This is a genomic window from Pseudomonas sp. Tn43, assembly GCF_014192635.1.
Lineage (GTDB): Bacteria > Pseudomonadota > Gammaproteobacteria > Pseudomonadales > Pseudomonadaceae > Aquipseudomonas.
In genome coordinates this window covers 122,184-142,483 of sequence record NZ_JACHYG010000005.1, presented here as the reverse complement: position 1 = coordinate 142,483, position 20,300 = coordinate 122,184, and the positions used below count along the sequence as shown (strand labels likewise).

At 59.7% G+C, this 20,300-nt stretch carries 21 protein-coding genes; 13 read left to right on the top strand and 8 right to left on the bottom strand.

Annotated features, from left to right (window positions below; all coding sequences use genetic code 11):
• The first annotated feature begins 27 nt into the window (after window positions 1-27).
• Genes phaC through FHW68_RS15180 form a run of 3 tightly spaced genes read left to right on the top strand, consistent with a single transcriptional unit; the run spans window position 28 to window position 2,656 of the window.
• A complete protein-coding gene (gene phaC, locus FHW68_RS15190) occupies window positions 28-1,710 on the top strand; it encodes a class II poly(R)-hydroxyalkanoic acid synthase (RefSeq protein ID WP_095633462.1) in 1,683 nt (560 codons plus the stop codon).
• Window positions 1,711-1,769: 59 nt separating this feature from the next.
• Window positions 1,770-2,390 (top strand): TetR/AcrR family transcriptional regulator, encoded by a 621-nt coding sequence (locus FHW68_RS15185; protein WP_095633461.1) that lies wholly within the window; start codon window positions 1,770-1,772, stop codon window positions 2,388-2,390.
• Between the two features lie 17 nt (window positions 2,391-2,407).
• The gene (locus FHW68_RS15180; RefSeq protein WP_183681468.1) at window positions 2,408-2,656 is read left to right on the top strand and encodes a hypothetical protein; all 249 of its coding nucleotides are present in this window, start codon (window positions 2,408-2,410) and stop codon (window positions 2,654-2,656) included.
• Here the strand turns inward: FHW68_RS15180 and FHW68_RS15175 are convergent.
• The 3 genes from FHW68_RS15175 to FHW68_RS15165 form a co-directional block, all read right to left on the bottom strand.
• Window positions 2,647-3,432: a phasin family protein gene (locus FHW68_RS15175; RefSeq protein ID WP_095633459.1), complete on the bottom strand. Its 786-nt coding sequence runs from the start codon at window positions 3,430-3,432 to the stop codon at window positions 2,647-2,649. The two genes, FHW68_RS15180 and FHW68_RS15175, sit on opposite strands and share 10 nt — an antisense overlap.
• Window positions 3,433-3,442: 10 nt before the next feature.
• Entirely contained in the window at window positions 3,443-3,865 is a 423-nt protein-coding gene (locus FHW68_RS15170) for a phasin family protein (protein ID WP_095633458.1), read from the bottom strand.
• A 249-nt stretch (window positions 3,866-4,114) separates the two neighbouring features.
• A complete protein-coding gene (locus FHW68_RS15165; protein ID WP_183681084.1) occupies window positions 4,115-4,390 on the bottom strand; it encodes a polyhydroxyalkanoic acid system family protein in 276 nt (91 codons plus the stop codon).
• A gap of 155 nt (window positions 4,391-4,545) precedes the next feature.
• Between FHW68_RS15165 and ubiE the strand changes: the two genes are divergently transcribed.
• From ubiE to FHW68_RS15115, 10 genes are all read left to right on the top strand, one after another.
• Window positions 4,546-5,316, top strand: coding sequence for a bifunctional demethylmenaquinone methyltransferase/2-methoxy-6-polyprenyl-1,4-benzoquinol methylase UbiE (ubiE, locus tag FHW68_RS15160; protein ID WP_008005057.1), 771 nt, complete (start codon window positions 4,546-4,548; stop codon window positions 5,314-5,316).
• Window positions 5,316-5,939: an SCP2 domain-containing protein gene (locus FHW68_RS15155; RefSeq protein WP_095633456.1), complete on the top strand. Its 624-nt coding sequence runs from the start codon at window positions 5,316-5,318 to the stop codon at window positions 5,937-5,939. The genes ubiE and FHW68_RS15155 overlap by 1 nt, the downstream gene beginning before the upstream one ends.
• A complete protein-coding gene (ubiB, locus tag FHW68_RS15150) occupies window positions 5,936-7,540 on the top strand; it encodes a ubiquinone biosynthesis regulatory protein kinase UbiB (RefSeq protein WP_095633455.1) in 1,605 nt (534 codons plus the stop codon). Before FHW68_RS15155 ends, ubiB begins: the two co-directional genes overlap by 4 nt.
• Before the next feature lie 140 nt (window positions 7,541-7,680).
• Complete coding sequence (hisI, locus tag FHW68_RS15145) at window positions 7,681-8,082, top strand: phosphoribosyl-AMP cyclohydrolase (RefSeq protein ID WP_095633454.1); 402 nt, start codon at window positions 7,681-7,683, stop codon at window positions 8,080-8,082.
• Window positions 8,075-8,407, top strand: coding sequence for a phosphoribosyl-ATP diphosphatase (locus FHW68_RS15140; protein ID WP_007899279.1), 333 nt, complete (start codon window positions 8,075-8,077; stop codon window positions 8,405-8,407). The genes hisI and FHW68_RS15140 overlap by 8 nt, the downstream gene beginning before the upstream one ends.
• Before the next feature lie 23 nt (window positions 8,408-8,430).
• Entirely contained in the window at window positions 8,431-8,709 is a 279-nt protein-coding gene (locus FHW68_RS15135; RefSeq protein ID WP_095633453.1) for a twin-arginine translocase TatA/TatE family subunit, read from the top strand.
• A gap of 10 nt (window positions 8,710-8,719) precedes the next feature.
• Window positions 8,720-9,151, top strand: a complete 432-nt coding sequence (tatB, locus tag FHW68_RS15130; protein ID WP_183681082.1) for a Sec-independent protein translocase protein TatB — start codon at window positions 8,720-8,722, stop codon at window positions 9,149-9,151.
• Window positions 9,148-9,942, top strand: coding sequence for a twin-arginine translocase subunit TatC (tatC, locus tag FHW68_RS15125; protein WP_095633451.1), 795 nt, complete (start codon window positions 9,148-9,150; stop codon window positions 9,940-9,942). The genes tatB and tatC overlap by 4 nt, the downstream gene beginning before the upstream one ends.
• Complete coding sequence (locus FHW68_RS15120; protein ID WP_183681080.1) at window positions 9,939-10,646, top strand: 16S rRNA (uracil(1498)-N(3))-methyltransferase; 708 nt, start codon at window positions 9,939-9,941, stop codon at window positions 10,644-10,646. The genes tatC and FHW68_RS15120 overlap by 4 nt, the downstream gene beginning before the upstream one ends.
• 261 nt (window positions 10,647-10,907) lie before the next feature.
• A complete protein-coding gene (locus tag FHW68_RS15115; protein ID WP_183681078.1) occupies window positions 10,908-12,824 on the top strand; it encodes a methyl-accepting chemotaxis protein in 1,917 nt (638 codons plus the stop codon).
• 199 nt (window positions 12,825-13,023) lie between these two features.
• On the opposite strand, the gene mdoH is transcribed toward FHW68_RS15115, so the two are convergent.
• From mdoH to FHW68_RS15090, 5 genes are all read right to left on the bottom strand, one after another.
• Window positions 13,024-15,594, bottom strand: coding sequence for a glucans biosynthesis glucosyltransferase MdoH (mdoH, locus tag FHW68_RS15110; protein ID WP_183681076.1), 2,571 nt, complete (start codon window positions 15,592-15,594; stop codon window positions 13,024-13,026).
• Window positions 15,587-17,392 carry a glucan biosynthesis protein G gene (locus FHW68_RS15105; protein WP_183681074.1) on the bottom strand — a complete coding sequence of 602 codons (1,806 nt, stop codon included), beginning with the start codon at window positions 17,390-17,392 and terminating at the stop codon, window positions 15,587-15,589. The genes mdoH and FHW68_RS15105 overlap by 8 nt, the downstream gene beginning before the upstream one ends.
• A 321-nt stretch (window positions 17,393-17,713) precedes the next feature.
• A complete protein-coding gene (gene dtd / locus FHW68_RS15100; protein WP_095633446.1) occupies window positions 17,714-18,151 on the bottom strand; it encodes a D-aminoacyl-tRNA deacylase in 438 nt (145 codons plus the stop codon).
• A complete protein-coding gene (gene pip, locus FHW68_RS15095) occupies window positions 18,148-19,119 on the bottom strand; it encodes a prolyl aminopeptidase (RefSeq protein ID WP_095633445.1) in 972 nt (323 codons plus the stop codon). Before pip ends, dtd begins: the two co-directional genes overlap by 4 nt.
• Before the next feature lie 105 nt (window positions 19,120-19,224).
• On the bottom strand, window positions 19,225-20,154 hold the full coding sequence (locus FHW68_RS15090; protein WP_183681072.1) for an alpha/beta hydrolase: 930 nt from the start codon (window positions 20,152-20,154) through the stop codon (window positions 19,225-19,227).
• Window positions 20,155-20,300 lie beyond the last annotated feature (146 nt).

Sequence of the window (20,300 nt, the reverse complement as noted above, 5' to 3'; positions counted from 1 at the left end):
GGCCTGATGACGAAGGAGTGTTAACTCATGCGCGACAAACCAGCGAAGGGCACTTTGCCCACTCCCGCTGCATTCATCAATGCTCAGAGTGCGGTTACCGGTCTGCGCGGCCGGGACCTGCTTTCGACCTTGCGCAGCCTGGCCACCCACGGCCTGCGCAACCCGGTGTATACGGCCCGGCATGCCTTGAAGCTGGGCGGCCAGCTAGGCCGCGTGTTGTTGGGTGAAACCCTGCACCCGACCAACCCGCAGGACAGTCGCTTCACCGACCCGACATGGAGCCTCAATCCTTTTTATCGCCGCAGCTTGCAGGCCTATCTGAGCTGGCAGAAAGAAGTCAAAAGCTGGATCGACGAAAGCAACATGAGCCCCGACGATCGTGCCCGCGCGCACTTTGCCTTTGCCTTGATCAATGACGCCGTGGCGCCGTCCAATACGCTGCTCAATCCGCTGGCGATCAAAGAGTTTTTCAACTCCGGCGGCAGCAGCCTGGTGCGGGGTATCGGCCATCTGGTCGACGACGTCCTGCACAACAACGGCCTGCCACGACAAGTGACCAAACAAGCATTCGAGGTGGGCAAAACGGTTGCCACCACGACCGGCTCGGTGGTGTTTCGTAATGAACTGCTGGAACTGATCCAATACAAGCCGATGAGCGAAAAGCAGTATTCCAAGCCATTGCTGATCGTGCCGCCGCAGATCAACAAGTACTACATTTTCGATTTGAGCCCCCATAACAGCTTCGTTCAGTTCGCCCTTAAAAACGGTTTGCAGACTTTCGTTATCAGCTGGCGCAATCCCGATGTGCGTCATCGCGAATGGGGGTTGTCGTCTTACGTCGAAGCCACTGAAGAAGCGATGAATGTATGCCGCGCAATCACCGGTGCACGGGAGGTCAACTTGATGGGGGCCTGTGCTGGCGGGCTGACCATTGCCGCATTGCAAGGGCATTTGCAGGCCAAGCGACAGCTACGACGGGTGTCCAGCGCGACCTATCTGGTCAGCATGCTCGACAGCCAGATAGACAGCCCCGCTACCCTCTTCGCCGACGAAGAGACCCTGGAAGCGGCCAAGCGCCGCTCGTATCAAAAGGGCGTTCTGGAAGGTCAGGACATGGCCAGGGTGTTTGCCTGGATGCGTCCCAACGACTTGATCTGGAATTACTTCGTCAATAACTACCTGATGGGCAAGGAGCCGCCGGCGTTCGACATCCTCTACTGGAACAATGACAACACGCGTCTGCCAGCAGCGTTTCATGGCGACCTGCTGGATTTTTTCAAGCACAACCCGCTGAGTCATCCGGGCGGCCTGGAAGTATGCGGTACGCCGATCGACCTGCAGAAGGTCACCGTCGACAGCTTCAGCGTGGCAGGCATCAATGATCACATCACCCCGTGGGACGCGGTGTATCGCTCGACATTACTGCTGGGGGGTGAGCGCCGCTTCGTGCTGTCCAACAGCGGTCATGTACAGAGCATTCTCAACCCACCGAACAATCCGAAAGCCAACTACATCGAAAATCCGAAACTGAGCAGCGACCCGCGTGCCTGGTATTACGACGCCAAGCGCGTCGACGGTAGTTGGTGGACGCAATGGCTTGACTGGATCCAGGAACGCTCCGGCGCACAACACGAAACCCAAACGGCCCTCGGCAACCAGAACTATCCACCGATGGAAGCGGCACCCGGTACTTACGTGCGCGTGCGCTGACGTTTAACCAACCACGGCCGCCAATGGCCGTGGCATGACTCGACCATTAAGAAGACTGGATGAAAACCCGCGACCGGATTCTCGAATGTGCCCTGCAGTTGTTCAATCAAAAGGGCGAACCGAATGTGTCCACCATGGAAGTGGCCAACGAAATGGGCATCAGCCCAGGCAACCTCTACTACCATTTCCACGGCAAGGAACCGCTGATCCTCGGGCTGTTCGAGCGCTTCCAGGCCGAGCTGACACCTTTGCTCGACCCACCGTCCGATGTGGAACTGGGCCCCGAGGATTACTGGCTGTTCCTGCACCTGATCATCGAACGCCTGGCCCATTACAGGTTTCTGTTCCAGGACCTGTCGAATCTTGCCGGCCGCCTGCCGAAACTGGCCAAGGGGATACGCAACCTGCTCAATGCGCTAAAGCGCACACTGGCTTCATTGCTGGCGCAATTGAAAGCTCAGGGTCGATTGGTCAGTGACACCCAGGCGCTGGGGCAACTGGTGGAGCAAATCACCATGACGTTGCTGTTCTCGCTGGACTATCAACGAATTCTCGACCGTGAAGGTGAAGTACGACTGGTGGTGTATCAGATCATGATGCTGGTGGCACCGCACTTGCTGCCGCCGATCAAGATTGCGACCGAGCGGTTGGCGTTGCAGTACCTCGAAGAGCACGACTAATCCTGTAGGAGCGAGGCTTGTCCGCGAACAACGATAACGCGGTATTCCTGATGGACCGAGGCGGCTGGTTCGCCGGCAAGCCTGGTTCCTACAGGAGCGGGCTTGCTCGACAAACAAAAACGCCCGACCTTCGCAGGCCGGGCGTGATCGTTCCCATGCTCCGCGTGGGAATGCAGCCGGTGACGCTCTGCGTCACTGCCGCAATGGATGCGGAGCGTCCGGTGAGGCATTCCCACGCGGCGCGTGGGAATGATCATCAGGACTGACTGGTTGGCGTCGATGGAGCCGGCGCGGCAGTCTGGCTTACAGCAGGAGTCGGCGCAGCGGCGGAATTCGCCGTGCTCGCCGTGCTCACCGGGGTCGCCGGTTTGGCGGCAGCCGCTGCTGGTTTCGGGGCGGCGGCTTTCGGGGCTGCCGGTTTTTTCACTGCAGGCTTCTTGACTGCTGGCTTTTTCGCAGCGGCGGGTTTGGCCGCTGCAGTTTTAGCTGCAGGTTTTGCGGCTGCTTTGGCCGCAGGTTTCGCCGCGGCAGTTTTGGTTGCCGGTTTGGCGGCAGCCTTGGCCAATGGTTTGGCTACGCTTTTGGCTGCTGGTTTGGCTGCCGCGGTTTTCGCCGCAACAGGCGCAACCTTGGCACCGGTGAGTTTTTCGATTTGCTTGGTCAGGGTATCGACTTTGCTGTGCAGTGCCTTGACCTCATTGCGGCTCGGTACACCCAGGCGCGAAATGGCGCTGTTCAGACGCTTGTCAAAAGCCCCTTCCAGCTCATCCCATTTGCCCAGTGCGCGATCCTTTACACCGCTGATGCGCGATTTGGCCGAGGAAGCAGAGTCCTTGGCGGCATCGACTTTCTTGCCGACAGCACTCTTGGTGAGCTTCTCGGCTTTCTCGCCGTCCTTAACCAGTGCATCGAAGAGCTTGCTGCCGTCAGTGTCGATCTTCGAGTACACGCCTAAACCAGCCAGCCAGATCTTGCGGGAGTAGTCTTCGACCTTCCCGATCCACGAGCTGCCTTCTTTTTCAGTATTCTTTTTACCAGCCATCCCGTTCTCCTTAAGATTTACGCGCGACACGTTCGAGCAATGCCGTCAGCTCATCGAGCTTAGCAGAGAGTGTCTCAACGTCATGTTTAGACGGAATGCCGATACGATTCAAGGCACTTGCGATACGCGTATCGAAAGCCCTTTCGACTTTGTCGAGTTGAAGTTCGACTTTGCCTTTGAAAGTGCTCACTTCACTCTTGGCTTCATCGATCTCGGCATTGGCCGCTTCAAGCTTTTCAGTGACTACTTTTTTGCCTTTCTTTTCAACAGCTTGACCAGCCTTGATCAGCTCTTGAACATACTCGCTGCCCTCTTGGCCGACCTTGGTGTAAGCCCCAAGACCGGCGAGCCAGATCTTGCGGGCATACGATTTGACGTCGCCCTGGGCGTTTGTCTCAACGTCGACTTTTTTCTTCGAAATAACTTTGGCCATGGTGCACCTCACGCGCAGAAGGGTCGAGGAACTGCCCGCAGAGAGTCGGGCTCAGGCACAAAGTAGTGAGAATAATTAGAAACGGCACCCTAACAACTGACACAAACCTTCGGGCGCACCACAAACAAATGTGGGAGCGGGCTTGCCCGCGAAGAGGCCTGTATATCCGCAATATCTCCTGCGGCAGGAATATCGTCTTCGCGGGCAAGCCCGCTCCCACAGGGTTTCTCATGTCACAGAAAGAATGGATTAAGCCAACGCTTTATCCAGAGCTCTTTCGATTTCCGATTTGATCGTGCCGCTCATGGCGGACATCAACAGGCCCAGTTCGACATCGACCTTGATCGAGTCCTCGCCCACATACACCGCCCCTTTGACACCCGTGCGCCTCAGATTCAGGGTGTCGCCGGACCACTGCGGCTCCAGGCCATATTGTTCGGACAGCTTCTGCGCCAACTGGTCGGCCTTCTCGCGGGCCGCTTCCTTACCCAGGTGGTGGGCACGTTCAACACTAATACGGGCCATCGAATGACTCCTGCTTTATCGTGACTTGCTCAAGACATCTTGACCCTGCATGCGTCAAAACGTCCCGGTAGTTGCCTATCTTACCTGCAGCCTTGCCAAGACAAAGCAGGCCACCGGGATTAGAATGTCCCGCATTCTTTTTTGGTGACAGCGATATGACTGATCAGCGCAAAGGCAGCGATGCCGAACCCACCACTCACTTCGGCTTCAAAAATGTTCCGGAGAGCCAGAAAGCGGAAAAAGTCGCTGAGGTTTTCCACTCGGTAGCCGCCAAGTATGACCTGATGAATGACCTCCTGTCGGGCGGCATGCACCGCCTGTGGAAGCGCTTCGCGATCGAGCTGTCGGGCGTGCGCACCGGTAACCGCGTGCTGGACATCGCCGGCGGCACGGGTGACCTGACCCGCAAGTTCTCGCACCTCGTTGGCCCGACCGGTCAAGTAGTGCTGGCGGACATCAACGAATCCATGCTCAAGGTCGGCCGTGATCGTCTGCTGGACCTGGGTGTATCGGGCAATGTCGAATTCGTCCAGGCCGACGCTGAAAAGCTGCCGTTCCCGGACAACCATTTCGATTGCGTGACCATCGCCTTCGGCCTGCGCAACGTGACGCATAAAGAAGACGCCCTGCGCTCGATGCTGCGCGTGCTGAAACCGGGTGGCCGTCTGTTGGTGCTGGAGTTCTCCAAACCGACCAACGCGCTGATGTCCAAAGCCTACGACGCCTACTCGTTCGCCTTCATGCCGTTGATGGGCAAGCTGATCACCAATGATTCGGAAAGCTATCGCTACCTGGCCGAATCGATCCGCATGCACCCCAATCAGGAAACCCTGAAGTCGATGATGGTCGAGGCCGGTTTCGATCGTGTGACCTATCACAACATGACCGCAGGCATCGTCGCTCTGCACCGTGGCATCAAACCCTGATGGTGCTGGCCGGCCTGCTTGCCAGCGTTGAACTCGGCCTGAACCGGGTGCTGCGTCTCGACAGCACGGCCCTGCCGCGGCTGGCGCATTTGAGTGGCAAGGTGATTGCCGTCGACTGCCGCAGCCCGGCGTTGCAACTGTTCATCCTGCCCAGCGATGAAGGCCTGATGCTCGCCTCGCAGTGGGAAACCGCTGCCGATTGCACCTTGCGCGCACCGGCCTCAAGCCTGCTCAAGCTGGCGACGAGCAAGGACAAGACGTCGGTGCTGCATGCCCCGCAAGTCGAACTCGACGGCGACAGCGGCGTGCTGCTGGAACTGGCGGCAATCCTTCAGGACCTCGAACTGGACTGGGAATACGAACTCTCGCGCTGGCTGGGACCTGTGGCCACGCACCTGATTGGCGGTCATCTGCGCAGTCGCGCACGTTGGTATCAGCAAGGATTCGCCAGCCTTAACCAGAACCTGGGTGAATACCTGGCCGAAGAATCCCGCGCCCTGGTCGGTCAGCGTGAAGCTGACGCCCGTTTTAATGAACTGGACCAGATCAAACTCGATCTGGAACGTCTCGAGGCGCGTTTCCAGCGCCTTTCCCGATCCCTCGACCCAAGCGATAACGCATGAAGCTGCTTGCCGTCCGCCGTTTGTTGCGCATCCAGCGCGTTGTGATTCGCTACCGCCTCGATGACTTGCTGTTCGCCCTGCCACTGCCCTGGTTTTTGCTGGCGCTGCGCTATGCCTTGCCGTGGCGCTGGTTTCCGCGCAAAACACTGGACCTGAGCCGTGGCGCGCGACTGCGCCTTGCGTTGCAGGACCTGGGGCCGATTTTCATCAAGTTCGGCCAGATTCTTTCGACGCGCCGCGACCTGCTGCCCGAAGACATCGCCGATGAACTGATGAAGCTGCAGGACCGCGTGCCGCCCTTCGACTCGCAAGTGTCGATCCGGCTGATCGAAGAGCAGCTCGGCAAAAAAATCAGCGAAGTCTTCAGCCGCTTCGACGTTGAACCGCTGGCCTCGGCCTCGGTGGCGCAAGTGCACGCCGCGCAGCTGAAAACCGGTGAAGAAGTCGTCGTCAAAGTGATCCGCCCGGGCCTGAAACCGATCATTGCCCAAGACCTGGCGTGGCTGTTCATCCTCGCCCGCGCCGCAGAAAAACTCTCCGCCGATGCTCGCCTGCTGCACCCGGTGGACGTGGTCAGCGACTACGAAAAAACCATCTACGACGAACTCGACCTGCTGCGCGAGGCGGCTAACGCCAGCCAGTTGAAGCGCAACTTCGAAGGCTCGCCATTGCTCTATGTGCCGCAAGTCTTTTGGGACTGGTGCCGGCCGAAGGTGCTGGTGATGGAGCGCATCTACGGGATTCAGGTCACCGACCTCGCAACACTGGCCGACCAGCGCACCGACATGAAAATGCTCGCCGAGCGTGGTGTGGAGATCTTCTTCACCCAGGTGTTCCGCGACAGCTTCTTCCATGCCGACATGCACCCCGGCAACATCTTCGTCAGCACCGTGCAACCGTGGAGCCCGCAGTACATTGCGATCGACTGCGGCATCGTCGGCAGCCTGACCCCGGAAGACCAGGACTATCTGGCGCGTAACCTGTTCGCGTTCTTCAAACGCGATTACCGGCGTGTCGCGCAGTTGCACATCGATTCGGGCTGGGTGCCGGCGGAAACCAAACTCAATGAGTTCGAAGCAGCGATCCGTACCGTGTGCGAGCCGATCTTCGAAAAACCGTTAAAAGATATTTCCTTCGGCCAGGTACTGATGCGCCTGTTCCAGACCGCTCGACGCTTCAACATGGAAGTGCAACCGCAGTTGGTCCTGCTGCAAAAAACCTTGTTGAACATCGAAGGTCTGGGCCGTCAGTTGTACCCGGACCTGGATCTGTGGAATACCGCCCAGCCGTTCCTCGAGCGCTGGATGCGCGAGCGCGTCAGCCCCAAAGCCTTGTTAAGCAACGCGCAGAGCCAGTTCGAGCAGATCCCGCATCTGGCCAACATGGCCCGCGACCTGCTCGAGCGCATGTCACAGCCCCATGCCAACGACCCGCCACCCCCTTGGCACAAACGCAAGGACGACTGGTTCCTGCGTCTGCTCGGCACTGCTCATCTGGCCGGTGGCACGATACTCGCCGCCGGCGGCCCGCTGAACGAATTGGGGCATTGGCCCGCCGGTATCATGGTGGCGGTCGGCTTGTATCTGGTCGTTCGTCGATAGCAGTAATCAGCTGCAAGTTATAAGCTGCAAGCTTCAAGCGTCGGGTTCAAGAACTTAAAACTCTCAACACTGGCACAACGCAACATTGCCTTTACTTGCGGCTTGAAGCTTGTAGCTTGTAGCTGCTTCAGGAACTGAAGATGAAAAACTGGCTGGACGAGATCAAGTGGGACGCCGATGGCCTGGTGCCGGCGATTGCCCAGGATCACAAGACCGGACGCGTCCTGATGATGGCCTGGATGAACCGCGAAGCGCTGCAATTAACCGTTGCCGAGAACCGTGCCATTTACTGGTCACGTTCCCGTGGCAAGCTGTGGCGCAAGGGCGAAGAGTCCGGCCACGTGCAAACCCTGCATGAGATGCGCCTGGACTGCGACGCTGACGTGATCATCCTGATGGTCGAGCAGATCGGCGACATCGCCTGCCACACAGGCCGTCAGAGCTGCTTCTATCGCGTCTTCGAAAACGGCGACTGGAAAACCGTCGATCCGGTGCTGAAAGACCCGCACGCTATCTACTGCGCAGGACATACCCATGAGTGACACCCTGACCCGTCTGGCCCAGGTGCTGGAAGAGCGCAAAGGCGCCGCCGCCGATAGCTCGTATGTTGCCAGCCTGTATCACAAGGGCTTGAACAAGATTCTGGAAAAAGTCGGCGAAGAGTCGGTCGAAACCATCATTGCCGCCAAGGATGCCGCCATCAGCGGTGACTGCAGCGATGTGATCTACGAGACCGCCGATCTGTGGTTCCACAGCATGGTCATGCTCGCCCAACTGGGGCAGCATCCACAGGCTGTGCTCGATGAACTGGACCGTCGCTTCGGTCTGTCCGGACACGCCGAGAAAGCCTCTCGCCCGTCCGCCTGAACACTATTAGAGAGGAACACAACATGGGCATTTTTGACTGGAAACACTGGGTCGTCATCCTGATTGTCGTGGTGCTGGTGTTCGGCACCAAGAAACTGAAAAACCTCGGCACTGACGTGGGCGAGTCGATCAAGGGCTTTCGTAAAGCCATGAACGACGACGAGAAACCGGCCGACCCGACAGCAACCCCGGCCCAACCGGTTCCGCCTGTCCAGCCACAGGCCACAACGTCGGTGAACCCGCCGCACACCATCGACGTGCAGGCGCAAAAAGTCGAAGAGCCGATCCGCAAAGACTCGTGAGCACTGACTAATGTTTGGTATCAGCTTCTCTGAACTGCTGCTCGTCGGCCTCGTCGCCCTGCTGGTGCTGGGCCCCGAGCGTCTGCCGGGTGCTGCGCGCACCGCAGGCCTGTGGGTCGGGCGGCTGAAGCGCAGCTTCAACGCGATCAAACAGGAAGTTGAACGTGAAATCGGTGCCGACGAGATTCGCCGGCAACTGCACAACGAGCACATTCTGTCCCTGGAGCAGGAGGCGCGGAAGATCTTCACGCCGACTCAACAGGAGCCGACGCCGGTGGAACCTGTGGCGACGCAGACGATTCATGCGCCGACAGCTGACGCTACACCGGTGGTGGCAGCCGCTGAACCTGCACCTGCCATTCCAGTAGAAGCTGTTGCTCCTGCCGCCGCGCCGACAACGCCGGCACCTCATGACCCAACATTGCCGCCGCGAGCCCCATGAGCGATCTCCCTGAAAACGACCAGCACATGCCGCTGGTTTCGCACCTCACCGAGTTGCGCACCCGTCTGCTGCGCTGTGTAGCGGCGATATTCATCATCTTCGCCGGGCTGTTCGCCTTCACCCAGCAGATCTACACCTTCGTCTCCACGCCGCTGCGCCAATACCTGCCGGCGGGCGCAACGATGATCGCCACTGACGTGTCATCGCCGTTCCTGACGCCGCTGAAACTGACCATGATGGTCTCGCTGTTCCTGGCGATCCCGGTGATCCTGCACCAGATCTGGGGCTTTATCGCGCCGGGCCTGTACAAGCATGAGAAGCGCATCGCGGTGCCGTTGCTGGTCTCCAGCATTCTGCTGTTCTACACCGGCATGGCCTTCGCCTATTTCCTGGTGTTCCCGCTGATCTTCAAGTTCTTCGCCGCCGCCACCCCGGCCGGCGTGGAAATGATGACCGACATCACCAGCTACCTCGATTTCGTCATGACGCTGTTCTTCGCTTTCGGCGTGGCGTTCGAGATTCCGGTGGCTGTGGTGTTGCTGGTGTGGATCGGCGTGGTCAACGTCGCCTATCTGAAGAAAATCCGCCCGTATGTGATCATCGGTTGCTTCGTGGTCGGCATGATCCTGACACCGCCGGACATCTTCTCGCAGACGTTGCTGGCCGTTCCGATGTGGTTGCTGTTCGAGATCGGCATCCTGTTCGGCAGTTTGATCAGCAAGCGTGGCGATCATCCGGACGATCAACCGGCTGACGATCACAACGACCAGCCGCCAGCGACCCAAGCGTGAACCTGCTGCTCCTCGAAGAGGCCGATTTCATTGCGGCCGACCGGGCGATCCTGCGCGATCGACGGTTGACCCACATGCAGGAAGTCCACCGCTCGGTGGTCGGCGACAGCCTGCGGGTCGGGCGTATCGGCGGCTTGATGGGCTCGGCCGAATTGCTGCGCCTGGACGCCGATGAAGCCGAGTTGCGCGTCACCCTCGACCAGCCACCACCGCCCAAGCTGCCGCTGACGTTGGTGCTGGCTTTGCCGCGACCGAAAATGCTCCGTCGCGTGTTTCAGACCGTCGCCGCCATGGGCGTGCCGCGCATCGTGCTGGTGAACAGCTACCGCGTCGAGAAGAGCTTCTGGCAAACCCCGTTCCTGGAACCCGAAGCGATTCGCGAGCAATTGATCCTGGGCCTTGAACAAGCCCGGGACAGCGTGTTGCCGGAAATCATCATCGAAAAACGCTTCAAGCCCTTTGTCGAAGACCGTTTGCCAGCCATGACCGAAGGCACCCTGGGCCTGGTCGGTCATCCCGGTAATTACCCACCCTGCCCTCGCGGCCTGGACGAGCCGGTGACGTTGGCCATCGGCCCCGAAGGCGGCTGGATTCCTTACGAAATCGATTTGCTGGCCAAGGCCGGCCTGCAACCGGTGCAACTTGGCGAGCGCATCCTGCGAGTAGAAACTGCCGTTACGGCGCTGCTCTCGCGGCTGTTTTAACGTCCAAACATCACACCTGTGGCGACGGGGCAACCTGTAGGAGCGAGGCTTGCCCGCGAAGAACGATGACGCGTCATGCCTGAAAAACCGCGGTGCATTCTTCGCGGGCAAGCCTCGCTCCTACAGGATCTTCGTCGCTCAAATTTCTTAACATTGGGGCAACCCCCTCGCCACCCGAGCATTGCGCCGCGCCTACAGAATCTCGCCTGCCTGCCGATACAGCCCCCATAAAACCAATTAATGGTCCGAGGGGGTTGCAGCATGTACCGTTGGCTAGCCGAGAAACTGGGAAACGTAAGCGTCAATCGCAAACTGGGTGTCGGCTTCGGTCTGGTGCTGCTTCTGACCTTGGTGATCACCTTTACCGGCTGGACGGGCCTGAGCGGTGTGATCAGCCGTGGCGATACACTGGGGTTTATCTCCAGCCTCAATGAGCTGACCAAAGACCTGCGCCTCGCCCGCCTGGATTACGACATGCGCCGTGGCGAACAAGGCCCGGGCGCCGTCAACGAGCTGATCGGCCAACTCGAGACCGGCCTGAAAACCGCCCGCACGCTGATCGAACAGCCTGCCGAAGTGGCAATGATCGATCAGCAATTGGCCGCGGTCAGCGAGTACAAACGCGCTTTCGCGGACATGATTCAAGCCACCGCCACCCGCGAAGATGCTCGCAGCAAATTGGGCGCCACTGCCGACAACGCTGTCGCCCGGGTCGCTGAAGTCGAAAAATCCATGCTCCAGGGCGACAGTGTCGCCCAGTTCAACAGCGTGATCGAACTGAGCAAACTGATTCAGCAAGCGCGTTTCCAGGTTCGCGGCTACACCTACAGTGGCAAGCCCGAAGCCGAGCAGCCGGCGCTGGACGCCATTGGCAATGCTCTGAAGAACCTCGAAAGCCTGCCCTCTCAACTGCCGGAACAACACATCACCAACCTGCAACAAGCGACCGACTCGCTCAAAGCCTATCGCGCGGCGGTCAGCCAGTTCCGCGACTCCCAGATCGCCAGCGCTGCCGCCCTCAAACGCATGAGCGGGCAAGGCGACATTCTGTTCGAGGTCAGCAAAAAGCTCACCGTCTCGCAAACTCTCGTGCGTGACACCGATGCGGCACATGCCAAAAACCTGCTGCTGTTGGCCACCGTCCTGGCGTCAGCCTTTGGTTTGTTCGCGGCTTGGGCCATCACTCGCCAGATCATCATTCCCCTGAGCCAGACCCTCAAAGTGGCCGAGCGTGTCGCCGACGGCGACCTGACTCACAACCTGACTTCCGAACGTCAGGACGAACTGGGCCAGCTGCAACGCGCCATGCAGAGCATGACCCTGGGCCTGCGGGAACTGATCGGCGGTATCAGCGACGGCGTGACCCAGATCGCCAGTGCCGCTGAAGAGCTGTCCGCCGTTACCGAACAAACCAGCGCGGGGGTCAACAGCCAGAAGGTCGAGACCGATCAAGTGGCCACCGCCATGCACGAAATGACCGCCACTGTGCAGGAAGTCGCGCGCAACGCCGAGGAAGCGTCCGAAGCTGCCGTCGCCGCCGACCAGCAGGCCCGCGAGGGTGACAAGGTGGTAGGCGAAGCCATCGCCCAGATCGAGCGCCTGGCCGTGGAAGTCGGCAACTCCACCGCCGCCATGGGCGATCTGAAACGCGAAAGCGACAAGATCGGCAGCGTGCTCGACGTGATCAAGTCGGTAGCCCAACAAACCAACCTGTTGGCACTCAACGCCGCCATCGAAGCCGCCCGGGCCGGTGAGGCCGGGCGTGGTTTTGCGGTGGTCGCCGACGAGGTCCGCAGCCTGGCCCAGCGCACCCAGAAGTCCACCGAAGAAATCGAAGAGCTGATCGTCGGCCTGCAAACCGGTACTCAGCAGGTCGCGACCATCATGGACACCAGCCGCAGCCTGACCGACAGCAGCGTCGAATTGACCCGCCGCGCCGGCGGTTCGCTGGAAAGCATCACTCGCACCGTATCGGCGATCCAGTCAATGAACCAGCAGATTGCTGCCGCTGCCGAGCAACAGAGCGCAGTGGCCGAAGAGATCAACCGTAGCGTGCTGAACGTACGGGATGTGTCCGAGCAGACCTCGGCCGCCAGCGAAGAGACCGCGGCCTCCAGCGTCGAGCTGGCGCGGTTGGGGACGCATTTGCAGATGCTGGTGGGGCGGTTCAAGGTTTGAGCTGATGCGGGTATCCCGGTGCGCTTGGAACCGGGGTGATGCAATCGCGGGCAAGCCCGCTCCCACAGGATCCTGCTATCCATGTAGGAGCGAGGCTTGCCCGCGAAGGCTTCTCCACCGTTCTCACAGAATTTGCGCCCGCCCCAAAAAGCAGCAGGCGAAAAAAAGCCCCGCTTCCTTTCGAAAGCGGGGCTTTTCATCAGGCCAACTGCGGCTGCACGCTCACAGGCTTGAGCGGCAACAGCGGCGCATGAGGATCGGCATTCACCGATGTGCGCCAGGCTTGCAGCCACTCAGCGTGGCCTTCGTTCCAGACTTGCTCATGCAAGCGACCCAATGCCACCGGATCACTGAGCAGGGCCACACGTTCGTTGTTGGTCAACCCGGCAGGCCCGACCTTGATCGCATGACGAACCCGCTCGATGCGTAACCCTTCGATCGGCTCGGCCTGACGGTGACGAGACGTCGCCAGTGCACACGCCAAAGCGTTCTGCTGAGGATCGACCACTGACCGGACGAAGCCGTCGTTCAGTGCATGCCAACGGTTTTCGTGGGTGTACTGATCGGTCGCCAGCAATTCCTGTGGCGGGGCATATTCCTCAGGAATCAGGAACAGGCTTTCGTCACGGGACTTCAGGCCCAGGCCGACACGACTGGAAATCACGGATACCGGGATCGACAGCATCAGCGAACCGACGATCGGCACCAGCCACCACAGGAAGCTCGGGTTCAGCCAGATCACCAACAGAGCCCAGAAGAAGCCCAGCAAGGTTTGCGGGCCGTGGCGCTTGACCGCTTCGCCCCATGGCGTGGAGTCGTCGTCACGTTGCGGCGAGTTCCAGGTCGCGGCCCAGCCGAGGAACGCGGCGAGTACGAAACGGGTGTGGAAGATCATCCGCACCGGCGCCAGCAGCATGGAGAACAACATCTCCAGCAGCATCGACAGCGTCACCTTGAACTTGCCGCCGAACTCTTTCGCGCCCTTGGTCCAGATCAGGATGATACTCAGCAATTTCGGCAGGAACAGCAGCACGATGGTCGTTGAGAACAGCGCAATTGCCTTGTCCGGCTGCCATTGTGGCCACAACGGATAAAGCTGACGCGGTTCCAGGAAGTATTGCGGCTCCATCAACGTGTTGACCGCCAGCAAGGCCGTCGACAACACCAGGAACAAGAACCATAACGGTGCAGACAGGTACGACATCACGCCGGTCAGGAACACCGCGCGGTGTACCGGGTGCATGCCCTTGACCAGGAACAGGCGGAAGTTCATCAGGTTGCCGTGGCACCAGCGACGGTCACGCTTGAGTTCGTCCAGCAGGTTCGGTGGCAGTTCTTCATAGCTGCCCGGCAAGTCGTAGGCAATCCATACGCCCCAACCGGCACGACGCATCAGCGCAGCTTCGACGAAGTCGTGGGACAGAATCGCGCCGGCAAACGCGCCTTTACCGGGCAACGGCGCCAGGGCGCAGTGCTCGATGAACGGCTTCATGCGGATAATCGCGTTGTGCCCCCAGTAGTGGGATTCGCCCAACTGCCAGAAGTGCAGGCCGGCGGTGAACAACGGACCATACACACGCGTGGCGAACTGCTGCATACGCGCATAAAGGGTGTCCATGCCCGACGCACGCGGCGCGGTCTGGATGATCCCGGCGTCCGGCGTGGCTTCCATCAGGCGCACCAGGCTGCTCAGGCATTCGCCGCTCATCACGCTGTCGGCGTCGAGCACGACCATGTACTTATAGTCACCGCCCCAACGACGGCAGAAGTCGTCGAGGTTGCCGCTTTTGCGTTTTACGCGGCGACGACGGCGGCGATAGAAAATCTTGCCGAAGCCCTTGGCTTCACGGCAGACGTCCAGCCAGGCCTGCTGCTCGGCAACGCAGATGTCGGCATCGTTACTGTCGCTGAGGACGAAAAAGTCGAAGCGATCCAGGTTACCCGAAGCCGCCACCGATTCGAAGGTCGCCCGCAAACCGGCGAACACCCGCGGCACGTCTTCGTTGCAGATCGGCATCACCAGGGCGGTGCGTGCGTCCTTGGCGATCGGCTCGTTGCCGGCACTGGCGCCGGAAATGCGGTACTTGTCACGGCCGGTGATCAGCTCGAGGAAGCCCATCAGCGCCGTCCAGAAACCGGCCGAGACCCAGCAGAACAGAATCCCGAACATGATCAGAATGCTGGTTTGCAAGGCGTAGGGCAGCACTTGCGTGGCGGTTTGGATCAGAGGCTGATGCAGGACTTCTTCAAGGTCGACGAACGACCAGCCCTGATACGGCATGATGCCTTTCATGTACCAGCCGGCGACGATCGTCTGACCGAGCATCAGCACCAGAAGGATGTAGCGTCGGATCGAACCGACGGTGCGCCAGCGAGCCGCCGGCAGCACGTTCTCATCCTTCGGCGGGGCCGGCGGATTGGTGCGACCGGTCAAGCGACGCCAGCCACGCACCAGAATGTTGGTGCGCCAAGGCTCGGGCACGACTTTGGTCCGACGGATCGGTGGGGTTGCCTTCAGGCAGACCCGACCACTGGCATCGAGCACCAGCATTTCCGCGTCCGCCAGTTCTTCGGCGGTGTTCAAGGTCAGGCGCCGGCCAACCGAGGCTTGAGCAGCCTCGGTCGGCGCGTCGAACGTCGAGGACGACAGACGTTCGTGCAGTTCACTGAAAGACTTGCAGCTCGCGAGTTCCGCGCGCTGCTCGTCGCTCATCGGCAAATGCGCCAGGTACTCGGCAAGCGATTGTGGCTGTACGTGTGAATTACTCATCGGCGGGCAACTGATAGCTCCAGGTCTCGGTCAGGACTTGTTCAGTCGGTGCCGATTCCGTTGTGGCTGGGGCCGCTTGGGCAGCGACAGGCTGCTTGGCGTCTTTGTTGTCCTTGTCCTTGGTGTCCTTGACCTGCTGGGCTTGCGCCTCAGCCTGCCTGGCTTCCTTGTCTTTCTTCTCTTGCTGGCGGGCGGCGATCTTGTCGGCCTTGGCAACGGAAGAACTGGACGCTGGCGCCGCAGTCTTGAGCGCCTCGGCAGGCGTGATGTTCTTGACCAGCGCAGCGCGCATTTCGGTGGCCTTGCTCGGATCCTTGATCTTCATCCGCAACGTCAGGCGCCAGCCCTTGGTTTCAGGGTTGTAACGGACATTGTTCTCGACCAGTTCTGCGTTGTCGCCAACGCTCACCTGGCTGCGCACCTCAGCATCTTCCGGCAGGACTTGCAGGGACGGGCCCTGGAAATCCACCAGATAGGCCACGCTGCCGTCTGGCTGACGAATCAGGTTCGACTGCTTGACGTCACCCGTGGAACGCAGGGTCTGTTGAACCCAGGCGCTGTCCGGCGAATGCAGGGAGGCTTCGTCGAGGGTCCAGTGCATGCGGTAGGCAACGTCCAGGGACTGGCCAGGCTCAGGCAGCTTTTCCGGGCTCCAGAAGGCGACGATATTGTCGTTGGTTTCGTCGGCCGTAGGAATCTCTACCAGATCGACGGAGCCTTTGCCCCAATCGCCTTTCGGTTCGATCCAGGCACTTGGGCGCTTGTCGTAGCGGTCATCGAGGTCTTCGTAGTGACTGAAGTCACGGCCACGTTGCAGCAAGCCGAAACCGCGCGGGTTCTCGATCGAGAAGTTGCTCACCGACAGGTGTTTTGGATTGTTCAGTGGGCGCCAGATCCATTCGCCGTTGCCGGCATGGATCGACAGGCCGCTGGAATCGTGCAGCTCGCGACGGTAATTCAGCACTTTCGATGGCTGGTTGGCGCCGAACAGGAACATGCTGGTCAACGGTGCAACGCCCAGCTTGGTGACTTTGTCACGCAGGAACATTTTGGCTTTGACGTCGACGACCGTGTCGCTGCCTGGACGCACGGTCAGGCGATAGGCGCCGGTAGCACGCGGCGAATCCAGCAGGGCGAAGATCACCAGGTGCTTGTCGCCCGGCTTGGGCTGTTGAATCCAGAACTCGGTGAAGCGCGGGAACTCTTCGCCGGATGGCAATGCAGTATCAATGGCCATGCCGCGAGCGGAGAGCCCGTAGGTTTGCCCCTTGCCGATGACACGGAAGTAGCTCGCGCCAAGCATGGTCATGATTTCGTCTTGCTTGTCGGCCTTGTTGATCGGGTACAGCACACGGAACCCGGCATAACCCAGTTGTTCGGTGGCTTTAGGGTCGAACTTCACGTCGCCGAAATCGAAACGACTTGGGTCGTATTTGATCTCTTCGACGGTGTTGGCCGTGATTTCGTTGATTTTCACCGGTGTGTCGAAATGCATGCCCTGGTGATAGAACGAAAGCTTGAAGGGGGTTTTCTGGTTCGCCCATTCGGCTTTTTCCGTGAGGAACCGGATTTTTTGATAGTCCGCGAATTTCATCTCGCGAAATTCATTCGGCAGGTTACTGCGCGGGGCTTCGTACTTTTGCCCGGCCAGCTCTTTTGCCTTGACCGATACGTCATCCAGATTGAATGCCCAAAGTTGGCCGGCGCTGAACAGGCAGAGCAGTGCAGAGCCTGCTACCAGAGCGCTTCGAAACCGTTTGGCAGACAATTTTGGTGCATTACAGGGACTAACAATCACGAGCAACCCTCGCCGAAAACAGATCAAAAAACCAACGGCCAGTTAAAGTGCCAGCACGGTGTGCGGTGGAAAAAAACCGACCCTGCGAACGACTCTTGCCAAGTTGGCGAGCATTGTTCCGACTCCTATGGGGCAAAATGATTCCCCAACAGGTACCGGACAAGTCTCTACCTAAGTCAAAACGGACCAACGAACGCTGATCCCCGTAGCGCGCGATTATCTAGCAGGCCGCGTTACAACGCATCAGGGGGAACCAAGTATTTATCGGGAAAAGTCCCCGTTTTCAGCTGAAATACCCTTAAAAAGATGTTTCAAGCGCTTTCACGTCTGCAACAGGAAGGTTACCGGGCCATCATTGACCAGGTGCACCTGCATATCCGCGCCGAATCTACCTGATGCCACAGTGCCATGCATCTGTTTCGCTTTACCGGTCAGATAGTCGAACAGCTCCTCACCCAAAGCTGGAGGAGCCGCAGTCGAAAAACTTGGGCGCAACCCGTTTTTGGTGTCAGCGGCCAAGGTGAACTGCGAGACCAACAGCAACCCGCCGCCTACATCCGCCAAGGACAGGTTCATCTTGCCCTCGGCGTCATTGAATACTCGATAGTTAAGCAGTTTGTGCAGAAGTTTGTCGGCGCTGGCCCGAGTATCGTCGGGCTCGACGGCGACCAGCACCAGCAACCCCTGATCTATCGCGCCAACCACCTCTCCCGCAACCTCGACTCGCGCGCCTCGCACGCGTTGTAGCAGGCCCTTCATGCTTCGTCAGGCGACAAGTCGAGCATACGACGGGCCATCAGATCGGCGGCGCGTACCAAGGCATCCGTGATACCTGTTTCGGATGCCGCATGGCCGGCGTCGCGAATTACCTGCAATTCACTGTTCGGCCAGGCTTGATGCAGTTCCCAGGCATTGTCCAACGGACAAATCACGTCGTAGCGACCATGAACGATGATGCCCGGCAGATGGGCGATCTTGGCCATGTCGCGAATCAGCTGGTTAGGCTCCAGGAAAGCATTGTTGGTGAAGTAGTGGCACTCGATACGGGCGATGGACAGCGCACGCTGAGGCTCGGAGAAGCGGTCGACCACCAGCGGATTCGGCCGCAGGGTCGCAGTGCGCCCCTCCCACATGGACCAGGCCTTGGCCGCATGCATCTGGGCGATCTGATCGTTGCCGACCAGACGCTTGTGGAACGCCGACAGTAGGTCATGGCGTTCGTCCTGGGGAATCGGTGCGATGTAGTCCTGCCAGTAATCGGGAAACAGACGACTGGCGCCACACTGGTAGAACCATTCGATTTCCTGGGGACGGCAGAGAAAAATCCCACGCAGAATCAAACCGTGCACGCGCTCCGGGTGGGTTTGTGCGTAGGCCAAAGCCAGTGTCGAACCCCAAGAGCCGCCGAACAGCAGCCATTTGTCGATGCCCAGGTGCTTGCGAATCCGCTCCAGGTCGGCGACCAGATCCCAGGTGGTGTTGTTTTCCAGGCTGGCGTGGGGCGTGGAGCGCCCGCAACCACGCTGGTCAAAGGTGACAATGCGATACAGGTTCGGATCAAAATACCGGCGGCTCTGGGCATCACACCCGGCGCCGGGGCCGCCATGGATGAACACCACCGGCAACCCTTCCGGCGAACCGCTTTCGTCGACATACAGCGTGTGGGTTTTATCGACGGCCAGATCGTGCCGGGCGTGGGGTTTGATCTGCGGGTACAAAGTCTGCATTGCGCGCTCCGTAAGGGGTCGAGGTCATCCCTGGGGGGACTTCTTTTATTCTGCCGTCCGGCATCATAAACCCGAATTACGTCAATGAGCATGTCCCTTGCAGCGTCAGAGTTTGTCAGCCGTCGTCTCAGCCACATAGCCGAGCAGGGTTTCATAGAGCCGGTCGACCTCGATGACCTGCCCCCGCGCCCGCAAACAGCCGTGAACCAGCCCTTCCCCGTAATAAAGCCTTGCGCCCACACCTGCCGCGTTGAGTCGCTCGGCGTAAAGCACGCCGTCATCGCGCAGAGGGTCGAACTGCGCCACGGCGATCAACGCCGGAGGCAGACCGCTGAAATCGTCGGCAAGCAAGGGCATCGCATAGGCACCCGGTTGGCGCATACCGCCTAAATACAACCCGTGATAACACTCCAGATCGTTGCTGCCGAGCAAAGGCGCATCGGCGCATTCGCTGCGCGACGGCAATCGGTGATCGCCACCCAGCCCCGGATAGATCAGAACTTGCGCGCACGGCATCGGCTCACCGGCATCGCGTAAAGCCAGGCACAACGCAGCAGCAAGGTTGCCGCCAGCACTGTCGCCTGCCACCAAGGTATGCGCAGGATCGAGCCGAAACGGTCCTGTGCGCAAAGCGCGCCAGACACTCAGGCAGTCATCGAACGCCGCTGGAAACGGGTGCTCCGGCGCCAACCGATAATCGACGGCGATCACCAGCGCACCGAGCACCGACGCCAGTTCGGCACAGATGAAGGCGTGGGAGTCCAGATCCCCCACCACCCAACCACCGCCGTGCAGGTACACGATGCACGTCCAACCGTTGGTCGGTGGCGGGACCGAGGGTTGCCAGGAGCGCAGAGCTACGCCTGCCAACTCGAAATCGACCACCTCAAGCCCTGCGGGACAAGGCGGGGTAAACGCCCGACACATGTCGTTGTAGGCCTGACGCAAACCGGCGGGGCTGCTGTCGGTGCTGTTGAAGCTGAGGGTTTTCTCGACGAAAGCCGCCATCTGTTCAGAGAGTGGATAAGGAGCCATGAGCCTGCAGCCAGCCAAATAGAGGGAATCAAAAAATTTGAACGATGCAAGTCCCGTGGGAGCGTGGCTTGCCCGCGAAGAATGCACCGCGGTTTTTCAGGTATTACGCGTCATCGTTCTTCGCGGGCAAGCCACGCTCCCCCGAG